The following is a 22455-nucleotide window of genomic DNA, read 5'->3' as shown; positions in this document are numbered from 1 at the left end:
CGGCGCAAAATGCGTTTCGCTCTGCGTCAATGCTCGCAGCTCGTCTCTTCGTCGCCGAGCTGGCCGGACACGTCGCTCACGTTCTCTTCTTGCTTGGGGCCCGTGGCATCGCCGAAGTCGGGCGCCTCGGGCTTCGCGCCTCGGCCCTTGCCGGGGGATCCACGCTCGTTGATCCACACCATCGTGCCCGAGATCGTAATGCCGCCCCCATGAATACGAAGGAAGCCGCCGGGCCCCTTCACGGTCGCGTCCGCGCCGCCCTCGCCGACCCAGTTTTCGCCGGCCACGTGGTGCACGTCGCTCCCCGCGCGTAGCGCGAGGCTCCCACTGACTTTTTCGTGAAGGTCTTTTTTCACCGTCAGTGAATGCTTGCCCGTGATCTCCTCACGTCGGCTGCCTTTCACCACGAGGTGAGCGTTTTTCTCGATCCATTCGTGCTTGTTCGTCTTCGTGACCGCATCGAGGTCCTTGCCGACCCAGAGCTTCTGGTTGCCCTCGATGTGCTCGCGCTCGTCGTTCTTCACGAGCTTCGTACGGTCGTGAACGATCGTGGCGAACTCGTCGTTTTCGACCTTGCGCCGGCGGTCTTTTTGCGCCTGCTGCCAGACGAGCTCCTTCTCGGCGAGGTCCTCGAACATGATCTCGTTGAAGCCGCCGCCGCCGAGCGAGGTGTCGCTCTTCCACGTCGAGCGCGTCTTGTGCTGCGGCAGCTTGTACGGGACCTGCTGGATCGCATTGAAGACGCGGCCGACCACCTCGGGTTGGTCGGGGTCGCCTTCGAGGAAGACGACGAGCACCTCCTGGCCGATGCGCGGGAGGTTCAGCATTCCATACCCGAGCCCGCCCCAGCCCTGGTTGACGCGGATCCAGCAAGAGCTGTCGTCGTCGCGTTTGCCCTCGCGATCCCAGGGGAGCTGGACGCGGACGCGGCCGTATTCGTCGGTGTGGATCTCCTGGCCCGCGGGGCCGACGACGGTCGCGCTCTGCACGCCGTGGATGATCGGCTTCGGGGTCTTCTTCGGCGGGCGGTATTTGTAATCGGTGAAGAAGGCGCGCGCGCTCATCTCGAACTCGCCCGTGTCGGAGCCGGAGAGCTTGCTCTCGACGACGAGGAGCGAGCGACCTTCAGGCAGCTCCGGGTGCGGGTGGCGCGCGATCGAGAAGACGACGCCGGGCGAGAGGTCGAGCGTGTTGCCCTCGACGGTGACGTCGCGGTGATCGACGCGGGCCGCTTCGAGCGTGCGGCGGGCGAGGTCGTAGCCGTAGCCGTGATCGTGCCGGGCAAACCCCTTGTCGTCGGCGACGGGCGTGAAGCCGGCCTTGCCCGTCTCGGCGAGGAAGGAGCCGGCGTCGTAATGGTACTGTTCGAGCGGTTTTTCCACGCCGGTGTGCGGCGAGGCGAGCGCGGTGAGCTCGAGCTCGGGGTGGCGCGGATCGTAATCGCGATACGCGACGGCCCCGGGCCGGACGGCGCGGCCGATGCCGACGTTTTTGACGTATTCCTTCTCGGCGGCGGCGTTCGGGTTGTCGACGTACGGAATGGGCGGGCCTTTGCGCTTCGGGCCCGCTTCGAGCGCGTCGCTGAAGACGAGCCGGCCGCCGTCCTCGAAGACGAACGCGATGCCGGCCTCCTCCAGGAGGCGCGAGACGAAATCGTAATCGGTCTCGGCGTACTGGACCTTGAATTCGAGCTTGGGATACGCGCCGCCGTCGACGCGCCATTCGCCGCCGACCCCGAACTCGCCGAGGACACGCTTGACGATGTCGGGGATCGAGAGGTGCTGGAAGATGCGATTGCCGCGGCGCTGGGTCAGAAGCCAGAGGTCGGGGACGATGCAGAGGACGTAGGTGGAGAGGCCGTCCTCGGCGCTGACCTCCTGCAAGGCTTCGACCTGCTCCGCATAGGAGACGATGCCCGCGAGCGAGCGCGCGCCGCCGCCTGCGACGTGCTCGTAGCCGGCCTGCACGCGGAAGGAGGCGGGCTTGCCGACGATGGAGGAGAAATCGAGGCTATGGTCGCGCGAGCGGACGAGGAGCGTGACCGTGAAGAGCTCGGAGACGCCCTCATCCATGGAGAAATGACGGACGAAGAGCTCGTGTTCTCCGGCGACCTTCAGATCCAGGATGGCCATCGTAAAGCTCCCAGTACGTCAGCGTGGCAGGCGGAGGAGCGAGAGGTCCTTGCCCTCGACGAGGATGTCCCCGAGCGCTCCGTACAGCTCGGTCCGTTGCGCGGCATTACACGTCGGCCAGAAGACCCGCGCGACCCCGGGGTCGTAGAAGCGGAAATAGACCTGCTCCCCGGTCTCGTCGAATTCGACCATCAAGAAGCGCCGGAAATGGCGGCGCACCTCGACGAACTTCTCGTCGCTCGTGCAATAGATGCCCCAGCGCTTGCCGAAGCCCTCGCGCACGAGGCGGTCGAGTAGCCCCGAGTCGCGGCGCATGGGGCCGACGAGGTACGGCGCGACGTCCTCGAACGTCTCGCCCTGCGGGCCGTCGTAAAGCGAGCGGTGCGGCTCGACGTGCTCGCGGACGAGGCCGAGGATGCGCCGATCGCGGGCCATGTCGAGGACGGCATAAAGAGGCTTGTCCCCGGCGATCGAGCGCAAGGAGAAGAGCGCCTGCTCGGCCGCGAGGACACGCGCCTCTTCGCGCGCGAGCTCGGCGTCTTCGAAAAAGTCCGCCGGCGGGTTCGTCTTGCCTTCGACGTAGACCATGAAATCGGTCTCGCCCGCCTGGATCCAGCCGCCGTGCGGGACGTCGCCCTGCTCGACGGCCTGGCCGCCGAGGCGTGTGCCGCTCTGGCTGTGGAGGTCGCGCAAGGCGCACCGCGCGCCGTCCCATTGCAGCTCGAAATGCGTGCCCGACATCTGCATGTCGTGCGCGATGACGAGGTCGGCGAGGTCGGTCCGGCCCACGCGCAAGGCGCGGCCCGGGTCGATCACCGTCTTCGTGCCGGCGAGCTTGCCATAACGCACTTCGACGATGAGCCGCGGGTCGTTCACCGAGTGCCCCCCTATTGCCCGATCAGGGTCTTGCTCACGTCGTCGACGACCGCCTCGATCGCCTCGGCCGGCGCCTCGGGTGACGCGCCGCGGCCGTCGCCGGCCGACCCGCCGCTGTTGATCCAGACCTTCTTGCCGCGGATCGTGACGCCGCCCGCGTCGATGCGGATGAACCCGCCCGGACCCTTGAGCGTGAGATCGCTGGCCGCCTCGATGACGAGCGCCGATCCGGCCGCGACGTGGATCTCCTGCGCGACCGCGAGCGCGTGGTTCTTGCCGACGAGCTCGTGCCGGTCGCCCTGCACCACGAGCGAGCGGTTGCCCTCGATCGCCGTGCTCTGCTTGCCCCAGACGCGCAGGTGATCGTCGCCCTCGACGCGCTCGCGTTTGTCCTGCTTGACGACGATGTCCTGGTCCTTGCCGACGTAGATCTTGAGGTTGCCGAGCGTCTTTTCCTGCTCGTCGTTCTGCACGAGCTTCTGCCGATCGTGGCCGATCGTGATCGTCTCGTCGTTCTTCACGAGCCGGCGCCGGTTCTTCGCCGCGTGCTCCCAGACGAGCTCTTGATCCTTGAGATCCTCGAACATGATCTCGTTGAAGCCGTCGCCGCCCTGCGAGGTGTTCGTCTTCCACGCCGAGCGCGTCTTGTTCTCGGGCAGCTTGTACGGGACGGCCTGCTTCGCGTTGTAGACGCGGCCCACGATGATCGGCTGATCCGGATCGCCATCGAGGAAGCCGACGAGGACCTCCTGTCCGACGCGCGGGATCACGATCATGCCGTAACCCGTGCCCGCCCAGCCCTGGCTCACGCGGATCCAGCAGGAGCTGTCGTCGTCGTTCTGGCCGTCGCGATCCCAGGGGAATTGCACGCGGACGCGGCCGAACTCGTCGGTGTGGATCTCCTGGCCGGAGGGACCGACGACACGCGCGCTCTGCACGCCCTCGACCTTGGGCTTCGGCGTCTTCTGCTGCGGCCGGTAGGGCGCGTCCGTGAACACGGCTTGCCCCGACATGTGCCACTCCTCGCCCGGCGTGCCGTCGACCGAGAAGCGCGTGACGAGCAGGCGCGTCTCGTCGCCGAGCAGCGCGTGCGGGTGCTTGTCGATGCGGAAGATCTGGCCCGGCCAGAGGTCGATCGTGTTCGTCTCGAAGGAGGCGGCGCGCCTGTCGCTGCGGGCCCCGCCGAGCATGCTCGCCGCGCGCGCCTTGCCGTGCGACTCGACGTACCGCGCTGTGCCCTTGTCGTCCGCGGCCGGCGTACCGCCGCCCTTGCCGCCTTCGATCAGCGTGGCGCCGGGCTGGTAATGGTACTGCTCGTACTTGGCCTCGTTGCCCTCGGCGTTCTGGGCGTCGCCGAAGAGGGCGTAGCTCGGGTTGCGGAAATCGTAGTCGCGAATCACGTGCGCGCCGGGGCGCACGGCCTGCGAGAGGCGGACCTTGGAGACGTACTCTTTCTCGGACTCGCGGTTCGGGTTGTCGACGTACGGCAGGGCCGGTCCCGGGCGCAGCGGGTTCGCTTCGAGGCTGTCGCCGAGCGTGAGCTTCGAGCCCTTCGCGTCGTCGTCGGGGAACGTGTACGAGATGCCCGCCTCTTCGAGCAGGCGGCTCACGAACGCGAAGTCGCTCTCGCCGTACTGGACCTTGTACTCGAGCTTGGGATAACGGCCGCGATCGACGGCCCAGGTGCGCTCGAGGCTCCACTCGTCGAGGACCCGATCGACGATGTCGGGGATCGAGAGGTGCTGGAAGATCTTGTAGTTGCGGCGCTGGGTGAGGAGCCAGAACGTGGGGACGATGGTGAGCGAATAGGTGGAGAGCTCCTTGCCCTGTCCCCCGGGCTGGACGGCGTGCACCTGCTCGATCGAGTTGACGATGCCGGTCCAGAGGCGAGCGCCGCCGAGGCGCGCGTAGAGCCAGCCGCTGACGACGCGCAGGCTCGCGGGCTTGCCGATGATGGCCTCGAGGTCGATGCCGGGGCTCTCGGACCGAGCCATCACGGACACGGTGAACAAGCTCGAGACGGCCTCCTGCACCGCGAAGTGGCGCACGGACAAGGACGTCTCTCCACACGCGAACGAAAGCTCGAGAATCGGCATGAAAGCCGCCTCCTGGGCGGCCGTAACTCTAGAGCGGGCCTTTCCTGGAAGACAAGCGCAAACAGCGACGTGGCTCGCGGCCGCGTCGCTCGGGCCTGGCCGATGTGGTATCCACGAGCGTGCCCTCGTTTCTCGAGCGCTACGTGGACCCGGTGCCCATTCGATCACGCGGCGCGTACAACATTGTCGCAGCGCGGCACGCGGACGATGGGGAGCGCTGCACGCTGGTGCTGCCCGGCGCGTCCGCGAATCCGAGGCGGATCGGCGAGGCGCTCGCCGAGGTGGAGCGCACGCACGCGCGGCTCGATCACCCGCGGATCCCGAAGGTCGCCTTTCGCGGCGAGGCGCAGGGGACGCCATTCCTCGAGCTCGCCTGCGACGCCGTGGTCGACGGTCAGGACGTGCTGCAGGCGATGGCCGATGCAACGCAAAAAATCCCCTATGGCGCGGCCGACGGGTTCATCGTGGGTCTGCGCACGGCGATGCAGGCCGCGCACGCGCAGTGTGATCCGCGCACGGGCGGGCCGATCTGCCTCGGCCGCATTTCTTTGGGCAATCTGTTGTTCAACGGCGAGGGCCGCTTTTTCCTCGTGGGATTCGGCAGGAACTTTCCAGTCGAGAGGGACGACGGGACCGCGGACGGCTCCCTCGTCTCGTATCAGGCGCCCGAGCTCGCGATGCAGGGGAGGCCGTCGCCGATGGGCGATTACGTGGCGCTCGTGCTTTTCATGCGTTCGCTGATGCCTCACGTGGACATCTCGGACGCCGTGGGGCGCATCGTGCGGGGCGAGCTGCAGCCGTCGGACGCGGAGCTCCTCGATTGCCTGCGCTGGGTGGAGCAACGCGTGCTCGGCGAGCTGCCGGCGCTGCGGGCGAGCATGGAGGAGGCGATCGAGGTGGCCGATCGTATCCGCGCTTGTGTGGGCGCGAGGCCGGAGCCGGAGGCCTTCGAGGCGCACGTGGCCGCGCTGCTCGGGCGGGGCGGGGGGCGGACGGGCGCGGAGCTCATGCTCACGCTCGGAAAGGACGCGGCCTGGGTGGCGGGATCGGATGGAGAGCGGCGAAGGCTCGGCCGGGCGCAGCGGCGCATTTTGCTGGCGCTCGTGGAGAAGCAAAAGGCGGGGTCGGGCGAGCCGCTGACGATGTGGGAGCTGCTCGAAGCGGGGTGGCCGGGCGAGCGGCCGAGCTTCGAGGTGGGCGCGAACCGGGTGTACGTGGCGCTCACGCGGCTAAGGCATTTCGGGCTGCGCGAGGTGATCGAGCGATTCGAGGACGGCTATCGACTGGCGCCGAAGGCCGTGGTGCGCGTCGTCGATTGAGGCGCCGTCAAGGCGCGGGTTCTTTCACCGGCTCGGGTTCGAGCGGATCGATGGGATCGAGCGTGCCCGTTCCCGTGCCGGGGCCCGTGGCGGACGCCGGCGGGCATTTCGGGGGCTGGTCGCTGCCCGCGCCGCTCCATCCGCACGCTTTGCATCGCACCCAGCCGATCGAGCCGTAAGGTCCCTTGATTGCTTCCACGTCGTGAGCCATGGGGCGTCCTCCTTCTTCGAGGTCCGGTGACCTCTCTCCAGAGGATCGATATCATTCGGCGGCTCGGTCGTGTCCTTACAGGACCTTTCAATCGGGGGTGAGGCAATCGTCATCTACCCCTGCATCGGCTCCGCGCCCTCGGCCTCCGCGGCTTTGGCGTTCTTCGTTCGCGTCTTGACGCCCTTCATTGCGGCCGCCGACCGATACGTGCGCGTCTTTTCGTATTTCGCGAGCAGCGCCTTGTCCCCGGTCGCCTTGGATCGGCGCTCGATCGAATCCGCGAACGCGTGCACCAGCCGTTGCCTCTTGTCGTCCTCGAGCGCCCGCGTCTCTTCCATCATCTCGACGAGCTTTTTCAGAGCGGGCAGGCGCGCGTCGATCATGGCGATGCGATGGTTCGACTCCTGGAACGAGTCGACATCGGCCTTCGTGATGCCGGCCTTATCGCCAAGGGCGGGCTGGTTCGTGAGGATCTCGGCGGCGACCTCCGGAAAGCCCTCTCGTTCCGAGCACATGCCCATGCGGGCGCGCGGCGGTAGGTCGACGAGGAAGGGCGCGAACGCGGTGCAATCGTGGACGAGGGTGTCGAGCGCGACGGGCTCCAAGGAATTCGGCATGGTGGGCTCTCCTCCCCAAAAGGGGGGAATGGGTGCATGACGCCTCCACGCGCAACGGCGCGAGGAGAGTGCCGAGGATGGCCATGGTGGATTTCTTTGCAAGGGATGAAATCCTGCTCGGGTTGAGGAACATGCTGCGTTCGGAATCGAAGGTGTTCCGTGCAGGGTCGGTCGATGTCGTGCGCGACGCCCCATGACGACGCCTGCGGGGTCGGCGACGTCGTCCGCGGGGTCGGCGGTGCTGCCTGCAGGATCGATCGATGCCGCGCGCGGGGTCGGCAGTGCTGCGCGCGGCATCGATGAGGCCGCGCGCGGGGTCGGGGATGTCGCGCGCGGGTTCGGGGATGCTGCGCGCGGGGTCGGGGAGGCTGCGCGCGACGTCCATGAGGCCGCGCGCCGGTTTGGTGATGCCGTCCGCGGCGACCATGAGCCTGCCAGCGGCTTCCGCGATGTCGCACGCGGCTTCTGCGCTGCCGCGCGTGGCTTCCTCGGGGCCGCCCGCGGCTGCCATGATGCTGCGGGCAGGGTGGATCGATGCCGCCGGGCGGACGGCTTTCATCGCAGAGGCACCCGTACGGACCGACAGCCACTTCACTGCGCTCGACAGCGTATTTCTGCGGCCCATGCATCCGGGGGGGTCGAGGTGGCAGGGATGATGGCGGCGGTGTGGCGCTCGCGCGTGCTGCTCGGTGACGGCCGTTGACCCCCGAGGAGGCCGAGCGTACAGCCGCGCATCGGCACACCGGTAAGCCGCAAGAGAATGGGCGGCGTCGAGCGCACCATCCGACCGTCAGCGCGCCGTCATTCCTCCGTCGACGCGGTAGTTCCCGCCGGTCAGCCACCCTCCGCGATCCGACGCGAGGAGCGCGACGACCTCTGCGACGTCGTCGGGGGTGCCGAGGCGTCCGAGTGGCACCTGCTGGGGCCACGCGTCGTCCGGAATGCCGGGGAACGTCTTGCGCAGCTCGTCGGCGCTCGGTGTCGCCACCGGCCCCGGCGTCACGACGTTCACGCGGATGCCGCTCGACGCGAGCTCCACGGCGAGCGTGCGCGAGTAGGCATCGAGCGCCGCCTTCGCGGCGCCGTAATGCGCGACCGGGCCGAACGGCATCGTCGCTGCCGTCGACGAGATGTTCACGATTGCGGCGGCCTTCGACGCGCGGAGCGCCGGCAGGACCGCGTTCGTGAGTCGAATCGCCGCGAAGAGGTTGAGCGCGAGGGTGTCTTGCCATTCCTCGTCGGGGATCGTCGGGGAGCCTCCCGGAAACACGCGCGACCCGCCCGCGTTGTTCACGAGGATGTCGAGGCCGCCGAGGGCCGCGATCGCCTCTGCGGCGATCGCCTTCACCCCTTCGCTCGTGCGGACGTCGCCGGAGATGAACGTCGCCGCCGCGGGGGTGACGTCGCTGCGCGAGCGCGCGGCGACCACGACGTTGGCGCCGGAATCGAGAAGACGCTGCGCGATTGCCGCGCCGATGCCGCGCGAGCCTCCGGTGACGAGGGCACGGCGACCGACGAGCTCCTTCGAGAGATCGAGCTTGCTGGACATGTGGATGCTCCTTTCGTCGAGAACGACGCGTCCTACATACGGCTCGCGATCCGCACGAACCATGCGAAGTCGTCCGGAAAAATTGCGAGATCGTCCGCGCGGCTTGGACACCGCGGCCCGCGCCCATTACGATATCGAGCGATGGATGCCCTGAGCGCGGTGCTTGCCCCGGTTCGTTTGCAGCGGACGCGCTGGGTCTCCACCGTCGGGCGCGCGCCGTGGGGCGTTGCCCTGCCGGTGGTCAAGAGCTGCATTCGGTTCCATTACGTGGTCCGCGGCAGCGCCTGGCTCAACGTCGACAAGACGGACGAGCCGCGCGTCGCGCTCTCCGGTGGTGATCTCGCGGTCCTTCCGCTCGGCCACGCCCATGCGCTGCGCGACCATCCGCGGAGCACCCCCCGGAGCTTCGAAGAGGTCGCGCGATGCGCCACCCACGCGACCCATGGCGTCATCCACATCGACCTCGGCGCGAAAGGCCCCGAGACGACGTTCATCACGGGCGGCTTCGTGCTCGACGATCCGCTCGCGACACCGATCCTCGCGGCATTGCCACCGCTCATCCGGATGACGCCCGACGCGGAGCAGGCGGTGCCGTCGTTCCTCGAGAACATCCAGTTCATCACGCGCGAGATCGAGACGAACCGGCCCGGGTCCGAAATCGTCCTCCTTCGGATGGCGGACGTCATGTTCATCCAGATCCTCCGCGCGTACCTCGCGCGCTTGCCCGAGGGCGGCGGCTTCCTCGGCGCGCTCCGCGATCCGAGCACCGCCGCGGCGCTCGGCGTGATGCACCGGCGCGCCGAGGAGCCGTGGACGGTGGCGTCGCTCGCGAAGGAAGCGGGCGTCTCGCGCTCGGTCTTCGCGGCGCGCTTCACCGAGCTCGTCGGCGAGCCGCCGCTCGGCTACCTCACGCGGCTCCGCATGCAAAAGGCTGCGGTTCTCCTCCGCGAGGGCGCGGCGCTCGCGAAGGTCTCGCGCCTCACCGGCTACTCGTCCGAGGCCTCGTTCAGTCACGCGTTCCGGAAATGGGCCGGCATGGCCCCCGGCGCGTGGCGGCGGCACCTCGAATCGAGCGATTCGAGCGCGGCTTCGGACGAAGGGCGTCGAGCCCTCCGGGCTTGAAGGCGTAGGAACCAGCGGCCCTCCGCCGAAGGTCGCCCGGCCCCGAACCCGGATCCGCCTCGGCTCGATGCCGACGTCAAGACCCTCCGCTGGCATTCCGGACCTTCCACAAGAAACTACGAACGTAGACGGAGGGACAAGGAGGCCGCCGCCGGTCCGGTCATCGACGGGACGCCGAGCGGACCCATGTAGCCCTGCGTGCCCAGCGGACGCTGCTGGGGAGGGGGAGCCATGGTTCGATATGGCAAGCGCTGGTGCGCGTGGACGGTCGCCGCGTTCTGCGCGGCGGTGCCTGCGATTGCGCAGGCTGCGCCGGAGGACACCGACGAGGAGACGGAAGAGGTCGAGGAGGCTGAACGTGCGTTCGTGGAGGCTGGCGCATTTTCTCCGGCCTATTTTCAATTCGTCACGGTCGTCGCCGATGATGGGACGGGTGCGGCTGGCGGGTGGCAGTCAGCCCTCGCCGTGCTGAATTTCGTGGACAACCGGCGGATATTCTCCATGAATGCCTGGTCTTGCCAGGTGGTCGTCGGGATGCCGATCCGGCACTCGATTCATGGGGTGATCACCCCGCAGAGGGCTGCCATGGTCACCGCAGAAGCAGCAACCGCCGCGTCCAGCATCGTGATGCGTAGCCAGTCGAGCTGGCTGCGAGCGACGTACTGCCCAGCCTTTGCAACCGAACTGGAGGCTCAGCTGAACATGCGGATGACGAGGGTCGGGGCTAGAGTAAACGCACAATGAAGCACTCGCCGGAGGAGTTGAGCGAGCTCGCTCGCCAGTTTTATCCGCCTCTGGGCATCTACCCCTACCAACCGGAGTACAAAGAGACCGCGGAGATCCGACGGTTGACGGAACGGCGCCAGCAAGCGGTTGCCAACTATCTGTCATGGCGGAGCTTCCTCGACCGACTCAGCCAGCGATTGCCGGAGTGCGGCGTCGCGAACAAGGTCATGTATCTGGCCGAAGTTCCCGAGGGGGCCTGTTATGCGGCCGATCTATGGCTTCCGACGATCGCAAAGGAGGTCGGAGGCCACGCAATTACCTTTCACGTGAGCTTTCTCGCGCCCTGCTACGTGCTCCACAGCGGCGGATTCCATTGGCGCGACGAGGTCGATTCGGTTGGTTGCCGGCTCTCGACGCCATGGGAGGAGCGCTTCGACCTCACGCCAGAGGAACAACCGTACGCGGAGAAGCTCGTGCAGGAGATCGTAGCCACGTTCCCGGAATACGAGCTCATGCCGCCCGATATCGGGTACCGGATCGTCCCGGATTTGCAGCACGAGAATCGCGTGCCGGGTGCGGCGACGATCTACGATTGCTTGATCAACGATCATTGGATTCCGCGCAAACAGCACGGCTGAACCAGCTGATCAGCCCAGGCTGTAGCCGTCGCGCGAGGCTGTTCTTGACGTCCAGGGGCAGTTTGTCTTACCTACGCCCGTTGCAGTTCAAAGCGTCGTCGTAACCCGCGGTCCGACCTCGGCCTCTTCGCCCCGCCCCACCATCGAGGACCATGCTCACTGCCCGCCAGATCGAAGAGATTACCTTGCGGTTCTTCCCGTTCGAGCACGACGGGGACACCTTCGGGTTCAGGGACGTCATTCTTCAAAACACTTCGCCATCGGACGACATCGAGATCGAAGGCGATACCCTCACCCTGACCTACGGGCTCTTGACGAGAATGCCCGATGGCAGCATCTCCGGGGTCTGCGAGTTTGCGAGGACGTACGACCTGACGAAGCTCTCCGAGGAGCGCTGGGCGGCCTATCTGGAGGGCTTCCGGCGGGCGTTCCCCTCCCTCGAGCACGACCCCGGCGTGGCGCGTCCGGAGGTGCTCGACGATCCGGCGAACGTGACCGCGGACGATTTCGAGCGGGCGTTCCTGACGCCTTGTCCCGAGGACGAGGACGACCGGACGTTCCTCGAGAAGACCGAGGAGGGCTACCAGGCCTTCCTGCTCCGGGCGCGGCCCAAGGGCAAAGAAGACGCCCGGCGCCGGCGCGCCGAAGCCGTCGAACAATGCATGGCTCGCCACGCGGAGGTGGCGGCCCGGGTCGAGCAGACCTACGGACTTCTCCTGCCCAAGCATGCGGCGCTGACCTGGGCTTTTTTCTCGAGCCTCTCCGCGCGCGAGTGGAAGGCGCCTCGCCGGCTCCTCGGCTGTAGCCCTTATACGCTGTCCTCGGGGGTGCTCAACTTCTATTCGGAGGCCTCTTTCCGGCGGCCGCTCGAGGAGGGCTTCGATCCGCGGATGCATTTCGTCGCTCCGGCCTTCCCGCCGGAGGCCCTGACCATGTTTTGCGGGGACTTCAGCGCGTTTGCGCTCTTCTATGACGATCCGGCCTACCTTCCCAGCGGCGCGGTCGTCTACGACATGGAAGACAAGTCCCGCTGGATTGGAGAGACCTTTTTCGACTTCTTCCGGGACTGGGCAAGGCAGCTCGTCACGTACCCCGCGCTTCTGAGGAATGATGACGGGGAGATCGACGAAGACATGTTCTTCAGCGTCCGCTTGTTCCTGGAGGCGATCGAGGAGTTCGAAGAATACATGGAGCAGGTCCGCGAAGAAGATCGCGCCCGGATGCGCTGGCCTTACAGCGAGCGCGCGCAGATGGCGGAGCTTCGCTCGGGGGTCGGCATTTGTACCGACCAAGGGGACGGCGCGGGCTTCGAGATTCCGTCGGACATCCATGCCGCCGAATCCCAGGAGGCCGTCGCGCAGGCGGTCGCGCGCGCCAGGCAGCTCCTCGCGGAAGGAGATCCGCGATATGCATTGGCGCTCGGCCGGGAGCTCCATTGCGCCTGCGGCGTCCCGGATCGGCAGAACGTCTCCACCCTCTGGCAGGCCGAGGCGCTTTCGTTGATGGTGGCCGCGTACGAGGCCCTCGGGCGAGGCGCGCTCGCGCGCAAAGTGGAGGTTCACCACGCGAATCGTGGGATCTTCATGAAGGACGCCTACAAGGACGCAGATCCCGCCACCGAGCCGCTGGGGTTCGAGTTTGCCGCGGCGATTTCGGGAAATTACTTTCCCTTCCTGATCCGGCGCGGCGAATACGAGCTGGGCTTCGAGACCGCGGACGGACAGGTCGCGGATCCGAGCGACTGTATCCAGCTCGAGGATGGAATCCTCACGATGAACCTGGCCTTCACCCGCAAAGACCCCGAGGACGGATCGGCCACGAAGATTACCTCGGCCGTGCCGTACGACGTGAGCGACGTCTCCGTGCAGCGCTTTCGCGCGTTCCTCGCCGGCTGGCAGAAGGGGTTCCCGGACGTCGCGAGGCGCTGGAAGCCGTGCATCGAACGCCTTCGAGCGAACGGAGCGGACCAGGATTTCCTCGAAGGGATGGATATCAATGACCTGTGGAGCACCCACGCGTGGGCCGATGAAGCGAATACCTCCGAGGAGGACTTCGCGTGGGCCATCCGGGACGGTCTCGAGAACGGCGGCAGAAACAAGGAGGAGCAATACAGGGCCTATCTGGAGGCCGAGCACCCTTCGGACGCGGAGCAGGACGAGCGTCGCTGGGCCGCCGCGCTGGAGACCGCCCTTTTGCGCTTCCCGGCGGTCGCGGCGCGGGTGGAGAAGACGTACGGGTTCCGCTTGCCCAAACATGTCGCGCTCGCGTGGGCCTATTTCTCGAGCCTGCAGGAATCCGAGGCGCGTGGTTTCCGGGAGCTGTTCAGCGTCGAACCCGCGGGCGTGATGGAGCTATTCGAAGACGGCGGGCTCGATCGAAAGGTCAAGGAGGGCTTCGACGAGCGACTGCACCGGGTCCAGCCGTGCGATGCCCCCGAGTGCCTGCTCGTCGCGGCAGCCGGCTCCGACCATCGGCTCGCCCTGATCTACGACGATCCGTCCTGTACGCCGAGCGGCCTGATGCTCGTCGAGAATGCTTTCCAGGTTTGGCGCGGGGAGACACTGCTGGACCAGATTCGCGCCTGGGTGAACGGCGTCCTCGAAGACGAGGTGGGTGCATTCCACTGCCGAAAGGAAGAGATGCTCCTGGCGCGGCGGCTGCTCGAGGTGCTGGATGGGTTCGCGGAGCACGAAGCGCGAATTCGACGGGAGGACCGCGCCGCCATGCGCTGGTCCTACGAGGAGCGGAGCGCGGTGGACCATGAGGTGGGTCTCTTCGGCATCTGGACCGACAAGGGAGATTCCCAAGGAATGGAGCTCGAAGGCGCGCTGACGAAGTACCAGGATGCGGCGGACGAGGTCCAGGCAAAGCTGCCGGGCTGGATTGCGCGCGCCAAGCGAGAGCTCGCGGACGGAGATCCTCGATATGCGCTGGCCCTCGGGCGGGAATTGCACGCTTCCTATCCATGGCCGCCCCAGGACGAGCGGCCCCCGCTTTGGCAAGCCGAGGCCCTGGAGCTGATGGTCGCAGGGTATGAGGCCCTCGGGCGGCACGCCCTGGCGCGTCGGGTGGAGGCCCACCACGCCCATCGGTCCCTGTTCAACCAGAGCGCATTCGAGGACGGCTGAACCTTCCCACGGAGCGCGATCCGATCATCGACGCGATGCCGGGCGGACCCATGTAGCCCTGCGTGCTCGGCAGGCGCTGCCGGGGAGGAGGAGACATGGTTCGAGCTGGCAAGTCCTGGTTTGCGTGGATGGTCGCCGCGTTTTTTGCGGCCGTTCCCGCGATTGCGCAGGCGGCACCCGAGGACGTCGCGGAGGATACGGGAGAGGTCGCGGAGGCTGAAAGTGCGTTCGTGTGGATTGGCGGGATCTCGGAGTCCTCCTTCCCATTCATCACGGTCGTCGCCGATGGCGGGACGGACCAAGCGGGAGGAGGATGGCAAGCCGCGGGCGCCACGCTGAAGTTCATGGATGGGCGGAGCATCTTTTTCTCGAATGCCTGGTCTTGCCAGGTGTTCGTCTGGATGCCGATCCGCCACGCGGTTCATGGAGTGATTACCCCGCAGAAGGCGGCGCAGGTGACCGCCGTGGCCGCGAGCAGCGCGTCCACGGTCGTGATGGGTCGAAGGCCGCATTGGCTCCGAGCGTCCTTCTGCGCGGATTTCGCAACCGAGCTGGAAACGCAAATGGATAAGCAGATGGCCGGGCTCGGCGCCAAAGTATCGGCGCGTTGAACGCCGACGCCATGGCCACGGGGGGAACCAGCAGACGGGCCAGCCGATCGGCATTGGCGCGGAGGTGGTGCTCACGGGGATTCGCCCCGAGGTGGCCCAGGCGCTCATCGGTCTCGATGTGGATCTCGGTAACATCGTCACGCGCAGCACGTTGCAGAGTGGGATTGCGTTTGCGATGCGGAAGCGCGTGTAGGCCGTGGGCGGAGAGTGGCAGCGCGACTGGGCCCGCGAGAAGACGGTGGCGGGCATGGTTGATCTTCTGGGACAACATGGCGGCGCGACCGGCGTCGTGACCGCCTGGGAGTGGCAGCTCCTCGGCCTCCATCAGGCCAGATAGCTCCGCGGAGCTCCTCGTCTCCCCCGCCGCTGGCGTCCCCGGTTTCCCTGGTTTGTTTGCGAAACGTGTAATTGTTCTTGCAGCGGATGCACCCCCGTGCCACGTGTCAGGGTTGCCATGAACCCAGTGCAAAAGTGGACATCGGGCCACCCGAGGGTGCGCACCGGATTCCGACAGTTCATCACGACGGCCTTGCTCTTGCTCGGCGGAGCCGCGCTCGCCGTGCCAGGGTGTGAGCGTTCAGAGGGGGAACCACCGAGCGATCCGGCGCCCGCCGCGCCAGCGGTCGGCGAGGACGACCACGCCAAAGCTCCCGACATCGATCTGGCCGGCGTCATGCGGCGCGCTCACTTCGCCTTCCGGCCCGAAGGCGAGCGCTTCTCCGGGGGGCATACCACGTACGCGGTGACGGCGAATGCAAGCGAGTTGCGCGTCGCGCCCGTGCTTTCCGGCGAGAAGGGCGGCGAGGTTTCGGACGCGCCGCTCGTCGTGAAGCTCGCCGACATTGCACGCGGGGGCGCGTCGCTGCTCGGGCCCGCCCCGCGCGCGGGGATCGACGAGGAAGGGCAGATCGAGATCACGCGCGGCGCCGCGGTCGAGCACCTGGAGAATACCGAAGAGGGCGTGGAGCAGAGTTTTTCCTTTGCGGACAAGCCTGCGGGAAAGGGCGACCTCGTGGCGCGGCTCGATGTCTCCGGCTTGGCCTACGCGGGGGCGACCGAGGGGGGGTTGCATTTCAAGGACGAGGCGACCGGCGCGGGCGTGCGTTATGGCAAGGCCACGTGGATCGACGCCCGCGGGACGAAGACGGACGTGTCCGTGACCCATGAGGACGGCGCGATCGTGATCACCGTCCCTGCCGCCGCGGTCGAGGCGAGCGCGTATCCGGCCGTGCTCGACCCGGTGATCGGGCCCGAGATCGCCATCGATGTGCCCGTGAGCGGACAGGCGTATGGGCCCATGGAACAACCCGACGTCGTTTATGGAAACGGGAACTACCTCGTCGTCTGGGCGGACATGCGTGTAGGCTCCAGCGACATCTTCGGGACGCGTGTCTCGTCCGCGGGCGTGGTCCTCGATCCGAATGGGATCGTGATCTCGGCGGCGGCGGGAGAACAGACCGAGCCCGCTCTTGCATGGGATGGGACCCAGTGGATGGTCGTGTGGAACGACCGCCGCCCGAACGACACAGGCATCTTCGGCGCGCGCGTGAGCGCCGGCGGCGTGGTTCAGGATCCGAATGGATTTGCCGTCGACCCTACTCCTAGCGGTGAGGGGCCGGACATCGTGTGGACCGGTTCGACGTTCATCGTGGCCTATCGCGTGTACGGGATCCAGGTGACGCTGGTGAGCTCGAATGGCACGGTGGGGTCCACCACGACCGTCGCCAATGCATCTTCCGTGGAGTATTCCTCACCGAGGATCATGATGTACGGTGGGGACGTGCGTCTCTTCTTCAAACAGTGGTCGGCGCCCCACTACGTGAGGCTCACGCCGGCAGGCGCGCCGCTCGACCCGGCACCCATCGCCGTGCCGAGCGCCTCCACGCCGGCCCCTCTCGAGGTCACCAGCGATGGGACGACGGCGGCCCTTTTCTGGGCGCGTGGCGATAGCGCGCTCAACAAGGTCAAGGTTTATTGGTTGACGCTCCCGGGCAACGGCACCGGGCAGGCGTTGACGGGCAGCGCCGCGAACTATGCCTTCGAGAACTTCGCCGCGACCTCCTTCAATGGCCACCACTACGTTTTCTGGGCCGAAGTGCAAGGTACGACCTTCACCATCGGCGTCACGAAAATCGACGCCATGGGCGTGGTGAAGGCGTCCGCCTATGTCTACACGGGCCCGCTCGACTACAATAACGAAAACGCGCTAGCCGCGAGCAACGACGGCACGAACCTCCTCTTGACCATGAGCCGCGGGAACGAGATCGTCGCCCTCCGGCTCGACAGCTCGCTCGCGCTGATCGGCGCTTCGCCCACCGTGCTCTCGTTGGGCAAGAACAGGGAGGGCGATCCGGCGGTGGCCTACAATGGGTCGAGCTGGCTCGTCACCTGGACCGATTACCGCACCGGCCCGCAGTCCGACATCTACGGCGCGCGGATCGACACGAGCGGCACGGTCCTCGATCCGAACGGGATCGCGATCACGACCCACGCGCAGGCCCAGAGCGCGCCGAGCGTCGCCTCCAACGGCACGGACTGGCTGGTGGCCTGGACCGATGCGAGAAACGCGTCCCTCGCCTGGGACATCTACGGCACCCGCGTCTCGGCCAGCGGCACGGTGCTGGATCCTGCCGGCCTGGCCATCGGCAAGCACGATTATCAGCAAGCGGAGCCCGCCATCGCCCCGGCAGGTGCGGATTACATGGTGGTATGGAGGGACAGCAACGACGGCATCCGGGGCACGCGCGTCTCGCAGGCCGGTACCGTGCTCGATCCGCTGGGCTTCGATATCGACCCCGAATACAGTGTGCCTTCCATCGCGTACAATGGCACCGACTATCTCGTCGCCTGGTCGCCTGGAACCTGGGTGGCTGGAGGGGTCCGACGCGTGAGCCCCGCGGGCGTGGTCCTCAGCACGGTGATGGCGTACTACTTTAGCATCCCGGATATCGCCTCGAATGGTACCGATTGGCTCGTGCTCGACAGCGGCGGTGATGTGAGGGGCCTGCGCGTCGCGGCCGATGGCACCCTCCTCGGCTCCTTCTTTACCATCTCGTCCAAGACGAACGTCCAGGACAAGGCCAGAGTGGCCTGGGACGGCAGCCAGTACGTGGCGGTATGGGAGGACGAGCGCAACGGAGAGGACCAGGATGACATCTATGCTGCCCGCATCTCCCCGGACGGCGTCGTCGTGGATCCCGCTGGGCTGCTCATCACAGGCGGCGTGTCGCCGGAGCGGACGCCCGCCATCGCGGCGGGGCCGAAGGGCAAGGTCCTCGTGGCGTACAGCGCCGCCGACACGAGCCCTGGTGTATGGGCATTCCGCGCCAGGGCCCGTATCGTGGACACGCTGGATCCGAACGGAACCGCGTGCCTCAAGGGCTCGCAATGCCTCTCGGGCTTCTGCGTGGATGGCTTCTGCTGCGATACTGCCTGTGATGGGTCCTGTCAGGCCTGCTCGACGGCGAAGAAGGGCGCGGGCCCGGACGGGACGTGCGGGCCCATCGCGGTCGACGTCGATCCGGACAACGAATGCGCGGTGCAGGCGCCGTCGACCTGCGGCACCACGGGCGTGTGTAGCGGGAGCGGGGCCTGCGCGCTGCATCCGGCGGGGACGACCTGCGATCCGGCCTGCTCCGGCGATGCCGTGCAGGCCCGCGCCTGCGACGGGCTCGGCGGCTGCGTATCCTCGGGCGCCCCGCAGAGCTGCGCGCCGTACACCTGCGCGGGCGGCGCTTGCAAGAATGCCTGTACCACCAACTTCGATTGCTCGGCGGGCTCGGCCTGCATCGGCGGCACGTGCAAGCTACTCGTGCCGGACGGCGAGGCCTGCACGGTCGCATCCGAATGCCAGTCGGGGAGCTGCGTGGACGGGGTCTGCTGCAATACGGCGTGCGCCGGCCTCTGCGTCGCCTGCACGGCGGTGAAGAAGGGCTCCGGCGCGGACGGCGTTTGCGGCGCTGTCGCGGTGGGCGTGGATCCGGACGACGAGTGTCCCGCACAGACGCAGGAGAGCTGCGGCAGCACGGGCTTCTGCAATGGCGGCGGCGCGTGCCAGCTCTGGCCCCAGGGCGTCGCGTGTGGCCCGACCTCGTGTCAGGGCAACGCGATGAAGGGCTTGGTCTGCGACGGTCAAGGGACGTGCACGAACGAGCTCGCCGGCAAGGACTGCGCGCCCTATGTCTGCGTGAACGGGGCCTGCAAGACCTCGTGCGCATCGAGCGCGGATTGCCTGCCGGGGAACGTTTGCAACGCGGGCGTGTGCGCCGTCGTGGGCGGGCTCGGGCAGGCGTGCGCCACGGCGCTCGATTGCCAGTCGGGCTTCTGCGTGGATGGCGTTTGTTGTGATTCGGCGTGCACGGGCAAGTGCCAGGCCTGCGCGGCGGCGAAAAAAGGGCAAGGGCAGGACGGGAGCTGCGGGCCGGTGGCCCTGAACCAGGATCCCGACAACGAGTGCGCGGTGCAGGTCCCGTCCACGTGCAAGCAGAATGGCGCGTGCGACGGCAACGGGGCCTGTGCGTTGTGGCCTGCGGGTACGGCGTGCGCGCCTGCGTCGTGCGACGGCGTGATGCAGACGAGCGCGTCGTTGTGCGATGGTCAGGGGACGTGTGTGCCAGGCAGCGCGGAGGCATGCACCGAGGGATACACGTGCGTCGGAGGAGCATGCGCCACGGGCTGCACGGACGACGCATCGTGCGCGACCGGGTACTATTGCGACACGACGTTCGGCGCCTGCGCGCCCAAGCCCGACGCGGGCAGCGGGAGCGGCGGCAATGGCGGTAGCGGCACCGGCGGCGGTGGCAATGGCGGCACCGGCGGCGGTGGCAATGGCGGTGGCGGCGGCAACGGCGGTGGCGGCGGCAATGGCGGTGCCGACACGGGAACGGGCAGCACCACGAGCACCGGCAGCGGCCCAAGCGCCCCGCCGTCCGCTTCCGTCAACTGTAGCTGCCGAACCGCGGGGGAATCGACCTCGTCGCGTCTCGGCGCCTCGTTCGTCCTCGCGCTCGTGGCCCTGGGCATGAGGCGCCGAAGGCCCCGCGCGGCCGCATGACGTGCGCATGAGCCCCGGACGTCGCAAACCCCTCGCGTCCGGGGCCCATTGCAGGGAAGGCTCCCGGGCCCTCTTGCATGTCATGCGTCGTGACCGTCGAGCGCGTGAGATCCCCCTCGTACCCCCCCATCATCCCGAGCTCCACGTGACCTGACCTCGTCGCGTCACCTCGTGGATGAATCGTCAGCCCTCGCCCGTGCCCTCTTTCGGAGGCTCGCCCCCTTCGACCGGCGCCGCCGCCACGCCCGGCGCCGCAATCACCTTCCGGATCGCCGTCAAATGCCGCTTCGTCACGCCCGTCACGGCGAGGATCTGCGCATCCGTCGCCGTGCGTAGCGCCGTCATCGAGCCGAGCTCGCGCAGGAGCGCCTTGCGCACGGCGTCGCCGAGGCCGGGGATGTCCTCGATTTCGGAGCGAAGTCGCCGCGCCTTGCCGAGCTTTTCGCGAATGTGGTTCGCGAACCGGTGCGCCTCGTCGCGGGCGCGTGCCAGGAAAAACAGCGACGAGCTGCCCGGCCGGAGCAAGATGCCGTTCTTCTGGCCAGGCAAATACACGCGGTCGACCATCTTCTCGCCGATCACGCTCTCCCGCTCCTTTGCGAGGCCCACGATCGGCATTTCATGCAGGCCCAGATCACGCGCCGCCGAGAGCGCGACATTGAGCTGCCCCCGGCCACCGTCGACCACGAAAAGGTCCGGCAAATCCCACTCCGCTTCGGCCTTTTTCCCCGACGACGGCGGCGGCGGCTCCGAGGGCGTCTCCGTTCGGGCCTCGTCGACCGCCTCCGCGGCCGCCTCGATCTCCGTCCCCGGCTCCGCGATCGCCGCCGCCTCCGAAGCGAGATCCGCCTCCGCGGCCGCCTCTGCCGCTGCCTCCGCGGCCACCTCGGCCTCCTTGATCTCCTTTGCCGTGCGGCCGCGCCGGAAGCGGCGGGCGAGGACCTCGTACATCGCGGCGTAATCGTCGCCCTCGGTCTTCGTGCGCACCCGGAAGCTGCGGTAATGCTTGCGGTCGGGCTGGCCGTCCTTCATCGCGACGATCGAGCCGACGGTGTCGCCGCCGCCGAGGTGCGAGATGTCGCAACACTCGATGCGCCGCGGGAGCGAGGGCAGGCGCAAGCGCTCGCGCAGGTCGTCGAGCCGCGCCTCGATGTCGTCCGAGGCGCGCTGTTTTTCCTTGAATGCGTGCTCCGCATTCTCGCGCGCCATCGCGAGGAGCTCGACGCGCGGCCCGCGCTGCGGCACGACGAGCGCGACCTTGCGGCCCCGGCGATCGCCGAGCCATTCGGAGACGCCCTCGGCGCCGTCCGGCAAGACGGGCAGGAGGATCTCGTCCGGAATGACGTCGACCGGGACCTCGGCCTCGTCGCCGTAGTATTGCGTGAGGAAGTTGCCGAGGATCTCCTCGTCGGGCAGCTCGACGCCGCGCAAGGAGAACGAGACCGTGTCGGCGACGCGGCCGCTCCGGACCTTGATGAGCTCGACCTCGGCGATCGAGCCCTCGCGGTAGAGGCCGACGACGTCCTGGTCGACGTCCTTCACGGAGACGACGCGCTGCGATTCGCGCGCGCTCTCGACGGCCTTGAGCTGGTCGCGGTAGATCGCCGCGCGCTCGAACTCCATGGCGCGCGCCGCTTCCTTCATGCGTTTTTCGAGCTCGCCCGTGAGCTCGTCGTGGCGGCCTTCGAGGAAGAGCGAGACGGAGCGGACCTGCTCGGCGTATTCGTCGCGATCGACCTCGTAGACGCACGGCGCGGGGCAACGCTTGATCTGGTATTGCAAGCAGGGCCTGCGCCGCGAGGCCATGTCGAGGTCGGTGCAGGTGCGGAGCTTCCAGTGCTTGTTGACGAGGTGCAGCGTGCGGCGCGCGCTCGTCGCCGAGTGGAAGGGGCCGAAGTAACGAGCGCCGTCGGGCGAGGGGCGGCGCACGGTCTCGAGGCGCGGCCAGGGGTTTTTCGTGTCGATCCGCAGACAGAGAAAGTCCTTGTCGTCCCGGAGCTTCACGTTGAAGCGCGGCTTGTGCTTCTTGATGAGCTCGTTCTCGAGGACGGCCGCTTCCTTCTCCGTGGAGGTGACGACGGTCTCGAGGTCCCGCACGATCTTGCGCAGGATCGGGATGAAGTACCGCGAGTCGCTGCCGCCCTCCTGGAAGTAGCTGCGGACGCGCGAGCGCAGGCTCTTCGCCTTGCCCACGTAGATCGCGGCCCCGGTCTTGTCGTAGAAGAGGTAACAGCCGGGCTTTACGGGAAGCGTGTCGAGCTTCGCGAGGACCGGATCCGTCTCGGGCTCGGGAGCGCGTGCGTCGTCGGACACGTCCTTCGTCTAGCGCCGGATCGGCGCTCCTAGCAAGCTCTGGCTTGACGCGACGCCGAACCGA

14 protein-coding genes and 1 pseudogene are annotated in these 22455 nt (G+C 67.5%); 8 read left to right on the top strand and 7 right to left on the bottom strand.

Going from position 1 to position 22455, the window contains the following annotated elements; all coding sequences use genetic code 11:
• Window positions 1–26: 26 nt before the first annotated feature.
• The 3 genes from tssI (QHF84_RS09335) to tssI (QHF84_RS09325) are packed head-to-tail and all read right to left on the bottom strand — an operon-like array spanning window position 27 to window position 5104.
• Window positions 27–2132 carry a type VI secretion system tip protein TssI/VgrG gene (tssI, locus tag QHF84_RS09335; protein ID WP_281312861.1) on the bottom strand — a complete coding sequence of 702 codons (2106 nt, stop codon included), beginning with the start codon at window positions 2130–2132 and terminating at the stop codon, window positions 27–29.
• A gap of 18 nt (window positions 2133–2150) precedes the next feature.
• A complete protein-coding gene (locus QHF84_RS09330; RefSeq protein WP_281312860.1) occupies window positions 2151–3008 on the bottom strand; it encodes a DUF4123 domain-containing protein in 858 nt (285 codons plus the stop codon).
• A gap of 11 nt (window positions 3009–3019) precedes the next feature.
• The gene (gene tssI / locus QHF84_RS09325; protein ID WP_281312859.1) at window positions 3020–5104 is read right to left on the bottom strand and encodes a type VI secretion system tip protein TssI/VgrG; all 2085 of its coding nucleotides are present in this window, start codon (window positions 5102–5104) and stop codon (window positions 3020–3022) included.
• Window positions 5105–5223: 119 nt separating this feature from the next.
• Between tssI (QHF84_RS09325) and QHF84_RS09320 the strand changes: the two genes are divergently transcribed.
• The gene (locus QHF84_RS09320) at window positions 5224–6423 is read left to right on the top strand and encodes a hypothetical protein (protein ID WP_281312858.1); all 1200 of its coding nucleotides are present in this window, start codon (window positions 5224–5226) and stop codon (window positions 6421–6423) included.
• 7 nt (window positions 6424–6430) lie between these two features.
• On the opposite strand, the gene QHF84_RS09315 is transcribed toward QHF84_RS09320, so the two are convergent.
• The 3 genes from QHF84_RS09315 to QHF84_RS09305 all read right to left on the bottom strand — a co-directional run bounded on the left by QHF84_RS09315 (window position 6431) and on the right by QHF84_RS09305 (window position 8800).
• Window positions 6431–6634: a hypothetical protein gene (locus tag QHF84_RS09315; protein WP_281312857.1), complete on the bottom strand. Its 204-nt coding sequence runs from the start codon at window positions 6632–6634 to the stop codon at window positions 6431–6433.
• 113 nt (window positions 6635–6747) lie between these two features.
• Complete coding sequence (locus tag QHF84_RS09310; RefSeq protein WP_281312856.1) at window positions 6748–7251, bottom strand: hypothetical protein; 504 nt, start codon at window positions 7249–7251, stop codon at window positions 6748–6750.
• Window positions 7252–8041: 790 nt separating this feature from the next.
• Window positions 8042–8800 carry an oxidoreductase gene (locus QHF84_RS09305; RefSeq protein ID WP_281312855.1) on the bottom strand — a complete coding sequence of 253 codons (759 nt, stop codon included), beginning with the start codon at window positions 8798–8800 and terminating at the stop codon, window positions 8042–8044.
• Between the two features lie 141 nt (window positions 8801–8941).
• Between QHF84_RS09305 and QHF84_RS09300 the strand changes: the two genes are divergently transcribed.
• The 7 genes and pseudogenes from QHF84_RS09300 (at window position 8942) to QHF84_RS09275 (ending at window position 20078) form a co-directional block, all read left to right on the top strand.
• The gene (locus QHF84_RS09300) at window positions 8942–9922 is read left to right on the top strand and encodes an AraC family transcriptional regulator (protein ID WP_281312854.1); all 981 of its coding nucleotides are present in this window, start codon (window positions 8942–8944) and stop codon (window positions 9920–9922) included.
• A gap of 231 nt (window positions 9923–10153) precedes the next feature.
• Window positions 10154–10666, top strand: coding sequence for a hypothetical protein (locus QHF84_RS09295; RefSeq protein ID WP_281312853.1), 513 nt, complete (start codon window positions 10154–10156; stop codon window positions 10664–10666).
• Window positions 10663–11286 (top strand): hypothetical protein, encoded by a 624-nt coding sequence (locus tag QHF84_RS09290; RefSeq protein WP_281312852.1) that lies wholly within the window; start codon window positions 10663–10665, stop codon window positions 11284–11286. The genes QHF84_RS09295 and QHF84_RS09290 overlap by 4 nt, the downstream gene beginning before the upstream one ends.
• 152 nt (window positions 11287–11438) lie before the next feature.
• The gene (locus QHF84_RS09285) at window positions 11439–14414 is read left to right on the top strand and encodes a hypothetical protein (RefSeq protein ID WP_281312851.1); all 2976 of its coding nucleotides are present in this window, start codon (window positions 11439–11441) and stop codon (window positions 14412–14414) included.
• 95 nt (window positions 14415–14509) lie between these two features.
• Window positions 14510–15025: a hypothetical protein gene (locus tag QHF84_RS09280; RefSeq protein ID WP_281312850.1), complete on the top strand. Its 516-nt coding sequence runs from the start codon at window positions 14510–14512 to the stop codon at window positions 15023–15025.
• Between the two features lie 193 nt (window positions 15026–15218).
• Window positions 15219–15362 (top strand): annotated as a pseudogene (locus tag QHF84_RS50235) (hydrolase); the annotation flags it as partial.
• 117 nt (window positions 15363–15479) lie between these two features.
• Entirely contained in the window at window positions 15480–20078 is a 4599-nt protein-coding gene (locus tag QHF84_RS09275) for an MYXO-CTERM sorting domain-containing protein (RefSeq protein ID WP_281312849.1), read from the top strand.
• A gap of 183 nt (window positions 20079–20261) precedes the next feature.
• On the opposite strand, the gene uvrC is transcribed toward QHF84_RS09275, so the two are convergent.
• A complete protein-coding gene (gene uvrC / locus QHF84_RS09270; RefSeq protein WP_281312848.1) occupies window positions 20262–22391 on the bottom strand; it encodes an excinuclease ABC subunit UvrC in 2130 nt (709 codons plus the stop codon).
• Window positions 22392–22455 lie beyond the last annotated feature (64 nt).

Origin of the sequence: Polyangium sp. y55x31, from assembly GCF_029946505.1 — a bacterium.
Classification (GTDB): domain Bacteria; phylum Myxococcota_A; class Polyangia; order Polyangiales; family Polyangiaceae; genus Polyangium.
This window is presented reverse-complemented; position numbering and strand designations above follow the sequence as displayed.